Annotated in this window: 16 protein-coding genes and 2 tRNA genes; 7 read left to right on the top strand and 11 right to left on the bottom strand. The window is 37.0% G+C overall.

Annotated elements, in window-relative coordinates:
- The first annotated feature begins 145 nt into the window (after nt 1–145).
- Complete coding sequence (cueR, locus tag DM558_RS10255) at nt 146–538, top strand: Cu(I)-responsive transcriptional regulator (RefSeq protein ID WP_109701798.1); 393 nt, start codon at nt 146–148, stop codon at nt 536–538.
- Nucleotides 539–713: 175 nt separating this feature from the next.
- Here the strand turns inward: cueR and DM558_RS10250 are convergent, their stop codons facing one another.
- The 3 genes from DM558_RS10250 to DM558_RS10240 all read right to left on the bottom strand — a co-directional run bounded on the left by DM558_RS10250 (nt 714) and on the right by DM558_RS10240 (nt 3143).
- Nucleotides 714–884 (bottom strand): DUF4223 family protein, encoded by a 171-nt coding sequence (locus DM558_RS10250; protein WP_127163926.1) that lies wholly within the window; start codon nt 882–884, stop codon nt 714–716.
- Nucleotides 885–1081: 197 nt separating this feature from the next.
- Nucleotides 1082–2596, bottom strand: a complete 1515-nt coding sequence (ilvA, locus tag DM558_RS10245) for a threonine ammonia-lyase, biosynthetic (RefSeq protein WP_127163925.1) — start codon at nt 2594–2596, stop codon at nt 1082–1084.
- Between the two features lie 106 nt (nt 2597–2702).
- Entirely contained in the window at nt 2703–3143 is a 441-nt protein-coding gene (locus DM558_RS10240; RefSeq protein ID WP_109701801.1) for a DUF1289 domain-containing protein, read from the bottom strand.
- 91 nt (nt 3144–3234) lie between these two features.
- On the opposite strand from DM558_RS10240, the gene msrB reads away from it, so the two are divergent.
- From msrB to DM558_RS10225, 3 genes are all read left to right on the top strand, one after another.
- Entirely contained in the window at nt 3235–3630 is a 396-nt protein-coding gene (gene msrB, locus DM558_RS10235; RefSeq protein ID WP_127163924.1) for a peptide-methionine (R)-S-oxide reductase MsrB, read from the top strand.
- Nucleotides 3630–4139, top strand: coding sequence for an O-acetyl-ADP-ribose deacetylase (locus tag DM558_RS10230; RefSeq protein ID WP_127163923.1), 510 nt, complete (start codon nt 3630–3632; stop codon nt 4137–4139). Before msrB ends, DM558_RS10230 begins: the two co-directional genes overlap by 1 nt.
- Before the next feature lie 121 nt (nt 4140–4260).
- Nucleotides 4261–5184 carry a branched-chain amino acid transaminase gene (locus DM558_RS10225; RefSeq protein ID WP_127163922.1) on the top strand — a complete coding sequence of 308 codons (924 nt, stop codon included), beginning with the start codon at nt 4261–4263 and terminating at the stop codon, nt 5182–5184.
- An 85-nt stretch (nt 5185–5269) separates the two neighbouring features.
- Here DM558_RS10225 and DM558_RS10220 read toward each other — a convergent pair whose 3' ends face one another.
- The 6 genes from DM558_RS10220 to DM558_RS10195 form a co-directional block, all read right to left on the bottom strand.
- Nucleotides 5270–6409, bottom strand: a complete 1140-nt coding sequence (locus DM558_RS10220) for a metallophosphoesterase (protein ID WP_127163921.1) — start codon at nt 6407–6409, stop codon at nt 5270–5272.
- Nucleotides 6410–6594: 185 nt separating this feature from the next.
- Nucleotides 6595–8115, bottom strand: a complete 1521-nt coding sequence (locus DM558_RS10215; protein WP_127163920.1) for a 4Fe-4S binding protein — start codon at nt 8113–8115, stop codon at nt 6595–6597.
- 20 nt (nt 8116–8135) lie between these two features.
- Nucleotides 8136–8987, bottom strand: coding sequence for an FTR1 family iron permease (locus DM558_RS10210; RefSeq protein WP_109701809.1), 852 nt, complete (start codon nt 8985–8987; stop codon nt 8136–8138).
- Nucleotides 8988–9013: 26 nt separating this feature from the next.
- Nucleotides 9014–9343: a cupredoxin domain-containing protein gene (locus tag DM558_RS10205; protein ID WP_109701810.1), complete on the bottom strand. Its 330-nt coding sequence runs from the start codon at nt 9341–9343 to the stop codon at nt 9014–9016.
- Between the two features lie 77 nt (nt 9344–9420).
- Nucleotides 9421–9951 (bottom strand): iron transporter, encoded by a 531-nt coding sequence (locus tag DM558_RS10200; RefSeq protein WP_127163919.1) that lies wholly within the window; start codon nt 9949–9951, stop codon nt 9421–9423.
- 796 nt (nt 9952–10747) lie between these two features.
- Entirely contained in the window at nt 10748–10972 is a 225-nt protein-coding gene (locus tag DM558_RS10195; RefSeq protein WP_127163918.1) for a hypothetical protein, read from the bottom strand.
- A 539-nt stretch (nt 10973–11511) separates the two neighbouring features.
- Here DM558_RS10195 and DM558_RS10190 point away from each other — a divergent pair.
- Nucleotides 11512–12201, top strand: a complete 690-nt coding sequence (locus DM558_RS10190; RefSeq protein ID WP_127163917.1) for a thermonuclease family protein — start codon at nt 11512–11514, stop codon at nt 12199–12201.
- Nucleotides 12202–12207: 6 nt separating this feature from the next.
- Nucleotides 12208–12558, top strand: coding sequence for a thermonuclease family protein (locus tag DM558_RS10185; RefSeq protein WP_228411862.1), 351 nt, complete (start codon nt 12208–12210; stop codon nt 12556–12558).
- Nucleotides 12559–13115: 557 nt separating this feature from the next.
- Here DM558_RS10185 and DM558_RS10180 read toward each other — a convergent pair.
- Nucleotides 13116–13192 (bottom strand) — tRNA-Asp (locus DM558_RS10180).
- Between the two features lie 5 nt (nt 13193–13197).
- A tRNA-Val gene (locus tag DM558_RS10175) sits at nt 13198–13273 on the bottom strand.
- Nucleotides 13274–13552: 279 nt separating this feature from the next.
- On the opposite strand from DM558_RS10175, the gene coaD reads away from it, so the two are divergent.
- Entirely contained in the window at nt 13553–14047 is a 495-nt protein-coding gene (gene coaD, locus DM558_RS10170; RefSeq protein ID WP_109701812.1) for a pantetheine-phosphate adenylyltransferase, read from the top strand.
- The last annotated feature ends 52 nt before the right edge of the window (nt 14048–14099 follow it).

Here is a 14099-nt window from a genome sequence, read left to right as displayed (position 1 = left end):
ATCTTCGGTTATAAATAAATATTACTTTAGTTCTGAATAGTATTGGTTTGAAAATTATTTAATAACTAAAGACAAATGATTGGGAACATTGTAAAGTTTACCATTATGGTAAGGTCAATCTTTTTTATCATTGAAGGGAATGAGAGTGAATATAAGCATTGCCGCTAAGAAAACAGGGCTTTCAGCTAAAATGATCCGCTACTATGAGGAGATAGGATTATTACTAAACGTTTCTCGTACAGTGAGTGGTTATCGAGATTATTCAGAGAGTAACATCCAAAATCTATTGTTTATTAAAAGAGCCAGAGATTTAGGCTTTTCAATGGAGGAAATTAAAGAGTTATTGATGCTTTGGCAAGATAAAGATAGAGCAAGTGAAGATGTTAAGAAACTTACAGAAAAACATATCAGTGAATTAGAGCGTAAAGCCAATGATTTGCAAGAGATGGCTAATACACTACGCCATTTAGCTCATGGGTGCTATGGTGATAGCCGGCCTGAATGTCCCATTATTCAAGAGTTAGCCAGAAATAAGTAGGAAGCTTAAAAAGTCTATGTCTTACAAGGTTAATAGTTGCTGCAATATGCTAATTACAAGAATAACTTCATAATGTATAGGTTTATTCGATTATATGTAATGAGAGCATAACTCATCAGTGGAAAATTGGCTTCTCTATTTATTGAGAAGCCATGAAGCATTTAATTAGTAAAAATTATTTATAGTTACCAACTGGACCGCAGCCACCGATGAGTTTAGAGATAGAAACATCAGGATGAAGAAGATAATCATAGCTGCAGTTTTTTTGAGCATTATAAACGTGACCTGTACAGCCTGCAAGAAAAGAAACTGCCGCCGCAATAACAACTAGTTTTAAATATTTCATAGCATTAATCCTTTGTGTGGTTAAGAAAGTTAAATACGAAAATACTTATGTTGTTTCGAAACAGATAGTAACATATTAATTTTAGGTTGCTAAGGTCAGTAGATTTAGATCTTAGTATATAGGGAGGCGTTGATTATAAGTTTTGTAAAAGATAATAAGATAAGGTAGCCAAGAAATAGCTACCTTATAGGGGGATATTACGATAAGAAGAGTTGATAGGCATCGTTTTTGGTTTCATTCCAGTAAGGATAACCAATTGCATCTAAAGTTTCTTTAAGCGCTTTTATTTCAGAAGATGGCACTTGGAGACCAGCAAAAACACGACCTTCAGCAGCACCATGGTTACGGTAATGGAACAAACTAATATTCCAACGATCGCCTAGCTTGTTTAAAAAATTAAATAATGCACCGGGACGTTCGGGGAATTCAAATCGGAATACTTGCTCGTTAGCAACGTCTTTGTTATGTCCCCCCACGAGATAACGGATATGTAATTTGGCTAATTCGTTATCGGTTAAATCTAAAACAGGGAATCCCTTTTTTTGTAATGACGAAATCAGTGCATCGCGAGGATCATTTTCAGGGTGGGTTTGAACACCAACGAAAATATGTGCTTGTTTATCACTGCTGTAACGGTAGTTAAATTCAGTAATTTGGCGCTTACCAATGGCTTCACAGAATTTTTTGAAACTACCGGGTTGTTCAGGAATAGTTACAGCGATGATGGCTTCACGTTTCTCACCAATTTCAGCACGCTCTGCAACATAGCGTAAACGATCAAAATTAATGTTAGCGCCAGAGTCTATGGCAACCAAAGTTTGCCCTTTAACGCCTCGGTCATGGCAATATTTCTTTATTCCTGCAACGCCTAATGCACCTGATGGTTCTGTAATTGAACGGGTGTTATCATAAATATCTTTAAGTGCGGCACAAATTTCATCAGTAGAGACGGTAATGACTTCATCGACATAATGTTTACAGATATTGAAAGGTTCTTTACCTATTTGTGTGACTGCAACGCCATCGGCAAATAAACCAACTTGGTTTAATGTAACACGCTTGCCTGCTTTAAGTGCTGCTTGCAAGCAGTTAGAGTCATTAGGCTCAACACCAATGATTTTGATTTGAGGCCGTAAATATTTTACATAAGCGGCTATTCCTGCGATTAAACCACCGCCACCGACAGGAATAAAAATAGCATCAATAGGACCATTATGCTGACGTAAAACTTCCATTGCAATAGTGCCTTGGCCTGCTATGGTATCAGGGTCATCGTAGGGGTGTACGAAAGTAAATCCTTTCTCATCAACAAGTTTCAATGCATGGGCAAGGGATTCAGAGAATGCATCTCCGTGTAAAATAACTTTTGCGCCATAAGATTTAACGGCTTTGATCTTAATTTCAGGGGTTGTTTTAGGCATGACAATTGTTGCTTTAATGCCCAGCTTTTGTGCTGAAATGGCAACACCTTGCGCATGATTTCCGGCAGATGCAGCAATCACTCCCTTGGCTTTATCTGAATCTGAAAGACGTGCAATTTTATTATAAGCGCCGCGAATCTTAAAAGAATAAACTGATTGTAAGTCTTCTCTTTTTAATAATACGGTGTTGGCTAATTCTTGCGATAAACTAAGGGCTGGCTGCAATGGTGTTTCAACTGCGACATCATACACAGGCGCCGTTAGGATATTTTTTATATATTTCTCAAGCATGGTTTTTCCTAAAACAGCGGTGTAAAAGTGCTGATTTTAAACTATTTGAGTTAAGTATTTTAGTGAAAATATTAAAAATTTATTATTTTCATAGCTCAATTATATTTTAAGGCAATGTGGTTGGGTAGTTTTTTTCTGAGAGAGCAAAGAACTCAACATCGATTTGCTCACGTAACTCCCAAAGAGGTTGATTATCATAAGGGACTGATATATGAATACCATAGGCCTCTATATTATTAATCAGTCTAGCTCCTTTCGTTAACAATAAATAAGCCCAATAATAGCTCGATTGTTGTGGGCGAAAACGAATGCTGTGTTTAATCAGTTTTTGTTCTAGTAGCTTTCTATCTGTGATGGCAAGCTTATTGGCCATTACTTCTTCTAATAACTGCTCAAGTCTTTGCCAAACAGCCTCATGTTGAGTTGATGTATAAGTATTCCAATCAATGATTTCATAATCATAACGTTTACAGCCACGACATACCGCATCGCCGTAGACGGTAGAGCAAAGACCAACGCAGGGGGTATTGAGTGAACGACTAGCCATAATAGAGGTTTTATAAAAAAGTGTTTAGGACTATTATTAGTACAGTGTGAGTTTATTTAATGAATATAATTACAATGGGATTATAAACGCTATGAGTGAAAAAGCGAAAACTTTAGAAGAATGGCAACAACAATTAACCCCAGATCAATTTTATGTATGTCGATTAAAAGGCACAGAACACCCGTTTTCAGGTAAATACTATAAAGTACCTGATGTGGCGGGTATTTATCATTGTGTGTGCTGTGGTGCAGAGCTTTTTGAAACATCTACCCAGTTTGAGGCAGGTTGTGGATGGCCGAGTTTTTACCAGCCCATAAAAGCCAATGCTGTAGAAGAACATGAAGACAATAGCCATAATATGCATCGTGTCGAAGTAGTTTGTGCACAATGCAAAGCGCATCTTGGCCATGTCTTTCCTGATGGCCCTCCACCAACAGGGTTACGCTATTGTATTAATTCAATTGCAATTAACTTTCAGGAAAAATAATGGCAACAGAGATTCTTGCGATACACGGTGATATTACTAAGCTAGATGTTGATGTGATTGTGAATGCAGCCAACAGTTCTTTATTAGGTGGAGGAGGTGTTGATGGAGCTATTCATAGAGCAGCAGGGCGGTTATTAGTGGATGAGTGTCGCTTATTGGGTGGATGTAAAATAGGGCAAGCTAAATTAACAAAAGGTTATAATTTACTAGCAAATTATATTGTTCATACAGTAGGACCAGTTTGGCAAGGTGGATACCAGCAAGAGGTAGAGCAGCTAACTAGCTGTTACGAAAATAGCTTACAGTTAGCTGTTGAGAGACAATGTAAAAGTATTGCTTTTCCTTGTATTAGTACGGGGATTTATAAATATCCTAAAGACAAGGCCGCAGAAGTTGCAGTTAAGACAGTGAAGCATTTTTTATTAAATGATGAAACTTTAAAATGCGTTATATTTTGTTGTTTTAGTCAAGAGGACTATCGAATTTATCAGAAGCTGCTTACTCAATAAGGGGCTATTAATAAATTGATAGGGATGAATATTATTTGAGTTTATTATGGATATTAGTAGAACTATTTGATTGAAATGTTTCTAATTAATATATTGTTTTTTTTTATGAGGAGATAAAAGCATGTCAATGGCAGATAAAGATGGGTTTATTTGGTATAATAATGAATTAGTTGATTGGCGTGATGCTAAAACTCATGTGTTAACCCATACACTGCACTATGGAATGGGGGTATTTGAGGGTGTTCGTGCTTATGAAACAGCCAATGGCCCTGCTATTTTCCGATTACAAGATCATACTAATCGTTTATTTAACTCTGCGCACATTGTCAGAATGAAGCTTCCTTATGATAAAGAAACCATTAACCAAGCACATATTGATGTGGTTAAAGCCAATAAATTAAAATCTTGTTATTTTCGTCCAATGGCCTTTTATGGTTCAGAAAAGTTAGGTGTTGCTCCTGCGGTTAATGATGTCAATGTGATTGTAGCTGCATGGGCATGGGGTGCTTATTTGGGTGAAGAGGGTATGCAAAAAGGTATCCGCATTAAAACCAGCTCTTTTACCCGCCATCACGTAAATATTACCATGTGTAAGGCGAAAGCTAATGGTAACTACCTTAACTCCATTATGGCCAATACCGAGGCTACCAGTGATGGCTATGACGAAGCTTTATTATTAGATGCAAGTGGCTATGTAGCTGAAGGCTCTGGAGAGAACGTATTTATTGTGCGTAATGGTAAGCTTTATACACCTGACGCTACTGTAGCATTAGAAGGGATTACCCGTGATACAGTGATGACCATCGCACGTGATATGGGGCTAGAGGTTATTGAAAAACGTATTACCCGTGATGAAATGTATTGCGCTGATGAAGCGTTTTTTACAGGTACAGCGGCTGAAGTAACGCCTATCCGTGAGCTAGACCAACGCCAAATTGGTAAAGGTTCACGTGGTCCTATTACAGAAGAAATTCAACAACGCTTCTTTGCTATAGTGAATGGTAAAGATGCAAAATATGATAAATGGCTGACTTATGTGAAGTAGCTTACTGAGGATAGAGTAAAAAGCCAGTGCTTTAATCACTGGCTTTTTTATTAGAGCTATTTTAAACAAGAGATATGTAAATTGGCTACTGAATAAGCTGAGGTGGAAAATCCAGTTTGAAATCAGAGTATTCTGGTGATACATCAAATGTTTTCTCCCCATTACGACCTGCGTATTTATTAAGGAGTGTTGAATAAGTATAGAAGTGAATTTTCTTGGTATCGGTATCAAACTCGATAAAGCGTAACCAACCTGCACCACCATTATCTGAACCTGCCTTGCCATCTTTACCTAGGGTGTTTCCTTGGTAGTCTTGTAGCACTTGATAAACGGGGTAACCTACATCATTTTTATCAATCCGTAAGTTCTGCCCATGTGATTTCCCTTCAAGCGTCGGCGTCCACGCATGGCCACTTAATACCATAAAAATATTTTTATTTTTACGTATAAACGTATCCCAAACTTGATCAGGTGTTTGATGGTTTGTGCCTTTGAAATAATCATTATAACCATTGGCTCTTGTTGTTTCTTTATTAAAAGAGGGGTCTAGCCATTCATGGGTCGTTATAATAACGGGTAAATTGGGATGGGCATCCAGTACGCGCTGAGCCCATTGTAAATCATCAGATGTTGGCTCCATTTGTAGGGATAGGTGGAGGAATTTGAAATTACCTTGAGTGATCAGTTGGAAGCTATTCATGTCATTATTGTAAGAGCCGCCATACCAGTTTTTTCCAGAAAAATACTTGGAGTTTGCCCCGAAATAGCTACTCCAAACACTCCCTCCCTTTAAAGGGCGACTATCACCGGGGCCATTGTTTTCTTTGTACCAATTGTAGTTGTCATAGTCATGATTACCGGGGACTAAACTAAACGGGATATTGGCATTATCCAATATAGACAATGCAAGATTGGCATAATCCCACTCTGTTCTTGTATTCCAAAGGGTATATTTTCCAACACTACCTGTGCGAAATTGACCATCACCATGTTGTACAACATCACCTACATGGGTAGCAAAAATAATATTTTTATTTGCTTTATTGTCTGCTAGGTATTGCATTTGTTGGATAAAGGTATTGATGCCTCGTGGTTGAGGGAGTGTTACATCAGTATAGTTTTGGGTGTCTGAGATAACAGCAATGGTAAGTTTCTCTGCATAAACAGGTAAAACGGCTAACAGAGTCGCCAAAAGCATGGACTTATGTAGAACGGTGAAACGCATAACAAAACCTCACGATAAAGTTTAAATACCAGAAAGTGTTTAAATTATTGCAAAACAATATGACAGTTTTATTAAAGGTAAGAAGGGGGAGATTGAATTAATTGCGGAGAAGATATTCACAGTGGCTTAACACATAAGAGCCATGAAGTTAATTGTTGGCTCTTATGTACTAGGCTTGTTTATCTTTAAAGCTGTGTGACTTTTATGGTTTTACTCTTTAAAGGTTTATTAAGACGTTTAAATAGCAGTTTCACAATTATAATAAAGATAACTAAGGTAGCTGCATAAACAACTAAATTTACGAGGGTAGAAAGTTTGAAGAGCGATAAATGGCCCCACCCCCAAAACATTAAATACCAATTATAAAAAACAATGGCACAAACGAATGTAAAACAAAGCATCGAACCCAATTGTTGAATCAGATTTAAGGGGTACTTTTTAACCACTCTGTAAGCGAGTATGAGGCTCCAGATCGTGCTACACAATAAAAGCATTAGGCGCACATCTTGCACCCAAAGAATGGCAAAACCATTTTGCCTAATGAGTTTGACGGTGGTGGCTGTTAAACCTAAAAATAATCCTGCTGCGCCTAGAGGAATAAGCGCTAAGCAAAAGTGCGTATAAAAAACCTTCCCTTGCTGAGTGATTTTACTCGCAATAAACATCACAAGGCTAAAGACAGAACCTAATACAACACCATGCCCTAATATATAAGTGACCACACAAAAACCATCAACCCAGTTAAAGGCATCATTATTTTCAGGGTAGTGGGTGAATAGCCACCATGGCGTATCTTGGTTGAGTGGCCAATAAACACCATGTACCACTAACCATTCTGCAATAGCCTGTTTATAAGCAATAAACCAAGGACTAACCGTCCAAGTAAATGCGCCAATAGCAACACCAAGAATACCAAAGAGGAGCAAATGAATAAGCCATGGATTATGTTCTTCTTGTCCATAATCTACAATTTCTTCATTGACTGAGCGTGTTGCTAGCCTGACAGCATCTCTTTGTCCACTACAACGACCACAAGTATGACAGGATGATGCGCCATGCATTCTGCGAATATCAACCAGTGGAGCGCAATTAGGCACGGGTAGATGAGGTTCTGGATTTTCTTTCCATCTTTCCTCATCGACTTTAAAATGCAGAGGAGCTAACCTTGCCAATAGAGAGAATACACCGCTAACAGGGCATAAATATTTACACCATACCCGTTTATTACGGCCATAAAATAGCCCTATTCCTACAGCCGCGAGAGTTGATCCGCCAAGAATAAGTAGGGCTGGCTTTGCATAATCATAGACGCTGATCATCTGACCATAGAGTGTTGTGAGAATAAAGGCGATAGCAGGCCAACCATTCCATTTCAACCAATTAGGCGCACCCTTATTTTTACCGTATTTACTGGCTAATTCAGCTAATGCACCTTCTGGGCAAAAAATACCACACCATGCTCGACTAAATAAAACCATAGAAAGGAGTACAAAAGGCCACCAAATTCCCCAAAATACGAATTGAGCAAATAGTGTTAAATTATTAAGTACTCTTGCCTTATCAGGAGGCAGAGACATAAATGCTGGAATAAGTAACAGAAAGAGATAGAATAAAATAATAAACCACTGAATAGCTCGGATAACTCCACCATAACGGCGGAGTAAATCACCAAATTTTGACAGCGGCGTAACAGGTAAATGGCTCATAGTATATATTCAATTAGGTGCTAAGACTTAGGGCGGTTAATTAACTGTATCCATACAATAGCGACAACCCAGTAAAGAGGGACGAGAATAACACCAAGTAACATAGGTTCAGCACGATAACCTGTGATACTCGCAATAAAACTACCAAATCCTGATTTATCTGACAAGAACTTAGAAGTATCCCAAACAGGGTCGAAGAAACTGTATAGCCACTCAGGCGCATCGGTATTAGAAAGCATCTCCGTAATAAGACCACTGGCTTTATCCAAGCCAGACATAAGCAATGCTCCACCTAACAGTAATAAAATGATGGAACTGATATTAAAAAAGACACGCCATGAAATAATATGGCTTGAAAGCTGTAATAGCATAAAAGTGATATAGCCTAAAACAAATCCTATTACACTGCCTAACACTAATAACCAAAAAGCAGAACCGTAGGTTGTCGAAAAACTGCCATAGAGGAAAATAACAATTTCAGATCCCTCTCTGGCTACAGCGAGTGCCGCTAGTAGTAAAATACCTATGCCTCCTCGTTTAGCAAAGCTTTCATTGGCTTCTTTTTCCAATGTTTTCTTCATGCCACGGCCATTTTTTTGCATCCAAACAACCATCTGAAAGATCAAGAAACTGGCAACTATCATCATACCGACTTGAAACCAGTCACCACCAGCGCCTGAAAACCATTCACCGGCTAGCGTAAAGCCAACGGCAAGAGCACAAGCAAAAAGAACACCAATGAATGTTCCTAGCCAGAGCATTTTTTTAGTTTGATTGGCGTTAGTCTGCTGATTAATCCACGCATATAGAATACCAATGACTAATAACGCCTCAACACTTTCACGCCAAACAATAAAAAGAGCTTGCCACATGGTTTTTAATTACCTCGTTGGATTATCTATTTTGCATTAATGGTAAAGCCAGGCATATCCATATGAAATTCATCAATAAAGTGATAGCTTCCCTCTTTTAAAGGGTGAATGACCACAAAAGAACTCACTCCGGATGCCAATACCTTTTCGACACGCAGTGAGAGATTTTCAAATTCTGCAGGACCAGTTCCGTCATTTTTAATAATGATTTTGAAGCGTTGCTTCACAGGAACATCAATGGATGCTGGAGAGAATACCCCATCTTTGATGCTGACCTCATAACTAGGAAGTGGTGCAGCAAAAGTTAAACAAGAAAAGAGCATTAAAAAAAGTAACGTACTATATTTTTTTAACATGGTGGTATCCTTTATTTAAAAGGTAAGAAGCCAACTGAGTTAAGAGTTGGCTTCTATTTTTATTGTAAAAAGGGGAATTAATAACCGCCTTTTTTACCTATGCCTGCATAAACAAAATCATAACTGGCTTGGCATTGAGTAAACCAAGGGGCAACGCCTGTTTCTTTATCTGTGTGGCGGCCAAACATACTTTCTTTGCTTGGCGGTAATATAGTTAGTTTTAAATTATATTTACCTGGGCCTAAGAGCTTAACATTATCTCCATAATGAGGACCGTCATTAGCAACCATCGGATGGAAGCTTCCTTCAATTTTATCCTTACTGCCTTCTTTAGTTAATGTATAAGCAATAGAAAGGTAAGGAACCCAGCTACCTTCTTGAAAGCCATTGGTATTGTTTTCTAGGGCTTTGATATCAGCTTCCAAATGTACATCTGAATCTTTAGCAGGCCTCATCATGCCTGCTGGTTCCATTTCTATCGGCTGCAAATAAACCGCTGCAATCTCCATTCCACCACATTCTTGTGGTTTGCCTATAGGATATTCTTTAGCGGAAAGAGTGGTTGCGGCGCAGAGTAATGCGGTTGATAAAACAACTAAAGATTTCATTGAGTGCTCCAGTGTTGAAAAGATTGATGCGATAATGATAATCATTATTAAGTTATATGGCAAGGAACTTTCAATGGCTAATTATCTGCTTTAGATACCGTAAATTTTTTTAATATAGTGTGAAATAGTATTCTTATAAATGGCCTAATAGTCAGGTATCCGTAATACAATCATGCCGTTAAAGAATATTTATCAACGTTAATTTTTAGAAATGTTAATAAACTAGTGTCTTAAAATCATATGGTTAGCTTTCCTATAAAAAAATATTTATATAATCTTACTTCTCTTGGTCCTTTTTCAATATTGCTTATCAGAACAGTTATAACCCAAATATAGTGGTCTTCATCGGCTAAGCTAAAACATGTCAATATTTTTAGGCGAGATAGTTGGTGCTCCAGCTATCTCTCTTCAAGACAAGCATGGGTGCCATAACCATTGTAAGAAAGACTAAATTACAAGAAGTGGCTAATTATTTTGATGACGTAAAAAGATACTTAATCAGAGATGACCAATTTAATGTGGTAGATATTTAGGGGGGATGGCTTTCAATTGAATACAAAAAACCAAGAAAGGCATTGTTAAAGCCTGGGTAATGTGTGCCGATACCACACTCTGTAATTATGAATAAAAGATCAATATTCTATAATTATAACCAGTGATGGTTCTTTTATAAGGGTAGGGCATTTTAAAATATAAAATACATTTAGTGCAGTACCTGTAACTAGAAAATGAAACACGTAAACAGGTTAAAAGAACTGTGCCAAAGTCATAAGAACCAACTACTAAAATAAAAATATTACGGGGAAGGATTATCTTGCCGTACTTGAAATTTTACCTTATCAATTAAGCACATCGTATCGCTTATTAAAATATGGCTACTAATGCCAATATGCTTAATATTTTGAGCGCTAGGCCCCTCTATAGACTGCAATACTTCAGAAAGTCCTAAGGCAGCATTTAAGCGCCTTGTGGCATATTCTAAAGTATCGATATGAAGTGCATGGCTATCAAAATGCAGCACAGTAACGAGAGAACCTTGCGAGGTCTATCAAAAGGAATAAATTGAGAACTACGTTGTGAATCGGTCATTACTTAACTCCTGCCTCAGAATTAAGCCCCCTTAATGTTTTTTAATTTCAAAAATAAACTAAGGAGGTGGAGCTGTACATAGGTTAGTCTAGCGAAACAACAGAATCGGCACATTGCGAAGAATGTTCCGCATACAGCCCTCCGTAAATTGAAGACTAAGCTATCCAGCACATAACTAGAATTAGTTATGTGCTGCTGTTAATGGGCGACTAAGCCCATTCTATAGAGATTGTTGTAATGCTTTCATTGTAAAACGAGTAAGCGATAAACTGCAATTCATTTTCAATGGCTGTAGATGATAACCACGAAAATTAATAACTTAATTGTGTGAGATATTTTCATACTATTACAATCACAATGTTGTAGTCTTTGCTGTTTTTATATATTATTTAAACGACCATTTGAAAAATATAAAAAATAGTTATATATGTAGTGGCAGTAACACAAGCTATTAGTCTATCAGGATAGATTATGGATTATCGGGTAATACAGATATTTTTACTAACAATGTTATTAATAACTTTTTCAACGGCAGACTATGCTGAATCACTCATGTGTAAAGTGGATAAAATTATTGATATAAAAACAATTGTTTGTGTACAACCAAACAATGAAGACGATCTATTAATAAAAAATACAGTTGCCCTCGATCAAATTGATACTGTGCGCATATGGCAGCATCCTTTCTTTTTTCAAGCGCGCGAACTAATGAATCAATTAATGGTTAATCAGCTTATCTTTATCGATGTCAAAGAAAGCAACGAAAAATATAGAGAAATATATGCAGAGCAGCCTACTCATTATAAGCTTTGGGTTAACGGTGTTGTCTATGCAAGTGATGTAAATATTAATTTGGAATTAGTGGAAAACGGCTTTGCTACTGTGGCCATGTCCGATGAAAAGATAGATAACTCGTATTATCAAGCAAAAAATAATAAGCGAGGGTTATGGTCTGCGGATCCTATTATAACTCCCCGCCAGTTTGATGATAATTGGCAAAAATGGCAAAAGGAGTTACCTAAAGTATTAAAAATACCTGAAATCATAGTGTGCCAAATTGAAAAAATAACGAATACAGAGCGGTTCTATTGCTACTATCAAGATGAAAATGGATTAAATGTAAAGAGTCATATTGATTATTATCAAGTCTGGATGCCCTGATAGGGAATAGATAGTCCATATGGAGATCAGGCTGAGAATGCATTAAAAAAATTAATGGATAATGAAAAAGTCGCTGTCTATGTGCATCAAATAAAAAGTGACTCCATTTATCCTGGAGAAGCTATTCAGAGATACCGTGATGTGACAGGAACGGTTTATATTGATGCGAAAAACTTAATAGAAGATATACTGAAAGAAGGATTGGCTGCGACTTACCCTTCCAAAGAGAGGCCAGAAAATCTAACGTATATAGTCTTGCAAAATAAGGCAGTGCAAGAAAAAAAGGAATGTGGGCAAGTAAAGATGTTTCTGATTTTTGGTTCTTTCGCTATGAACGAGCAGAGAAACAAAAGATAGATGATATAAGAAACTTAAAAATTTCTTATATCATCTATCTTGTATGTATTTCCTATTCTGTTGCTTATTCTAGCTTGTTGGGTATTGCCCAAAGTTAGACTAAGCTCATTGGGAGTTCCTTTAGTTGCTATTAGTTTCCCTGTGTATATATTTTTATCGGGCAATGCAATCTTAGATACAGGAGCATGATGAATTGATGATGTGGCTAGAATGAAAATTGCTTTATTAATGTTATTTGGGACTATAATCGCTATTATAACCATAATTATTTGGTTATTTTTACCAAAGAAATAATAAAAAACTTATGAAAAGAAAGAAATAAAGTAGAAGTGGAGAGGAGCTTTATTTTCAATAGAGTTATGTTATTTTGGAATTGTGAATGACGCTAAAGATGATTAGGTTAGGAGCTCTTTTCTACTGGTGCTGTTTTATTGCACAAATAAAGAGTATTACCTCATGGAAAATATAAGGTTGTCAAGTCGATCGATAAAAAGCTATAAGCATAGAAAGCAAGCTAATAAAAAAGGCTAGTAAAATTAATTACTAGCCTTTTATGTTGGCGCAACGGACGAGACTCGAACTCGCGACCCCCTGCGTGACAGGCAGGTATTCTAACCAACTGAACTACCGCTGCAAAATTGGTGGGTGGTAACGGGATCGAACCGCTGACCCTCTGCTTGTAAGGCAGATGCTCTCCCAGCTGAGCTAACCACCCTTCGCTTTCGAAGTGTGCGCATTTTAAGTGGGGTTAATAAAATATGCAAGCTTTTATTTATAAAAATTATAATAAAAAAATATTATATTTATAAGATGTTGATTTTTTTGGATTTATTTTCGGTGTTTTATGGTTTATCTTTTATGAAAAGTGAGGTACCCTTTTAGTTGAATAATGATATAACTTTTTATGCAGATAAATGGTTTTAAACTACTTGGCTTGGTGTGTGATCTAAGCTAGTATGCATGACTTGATTTAATTCGTAGTGGGAAGCTTTCCATGTTAAAAAATAGAGTGGTTTATCCTGGGACTTTTGATCCTATCACACGGGGCCATTTAGATATCATTGAACGCGCCGCCAAAATGTTTGATCAGGTTGTAATAGCAGTTGCTGAAAGCCCTAAGAAAAAAACATTATTTTCTCTAGAAAAGCGAGTCGTTTTGGCTAAGAAGGTAACTGACCACTTATCTAATGTTGAGGTGCGAGGCTTTTCTTGTTTGCTTGCTCATTTTATGACAGATAATAATATTAATATTATTGTGAGAGGATTACGCGCCGTCTCTGATTTTGAGTATGAGTTTCAGTTGGCCAATATGAATAGGGCGCTTGTTCCTAGCTTAGAAAGTATTTTTTTAACAACGTCAGAGAAATTTTCTTATATTTCTTCAACGTTTGTGAGGGAGATTTCCTCACTTGGGGGGGATGTAAGTAAGTTTGTTGCTCCTGATGTGGAGTTAGCACTAAAAGAAAGATTTTCAACTAATCCATGTTAAAATAGTCATCTTTTATTCTATTAGTAAGTTATCAACATTAAGTTGGTAGGAG

It is taken from the genome of Entomomonas moraniae, assembly GCF_003991975.1.
Taxonomy (GTDB): Bacteria; Pseudomonadota; Gammaproteobacteria; order Pseudomonadales; family Pseudomonadaceae; genus Entomomonas; species Entomomonas moraniae.
The sequence above is the reverse complement of the archived record's forward strand: the minus strand, read 5'-3'. Positions and strand labels throughout refer to the sequence as shown.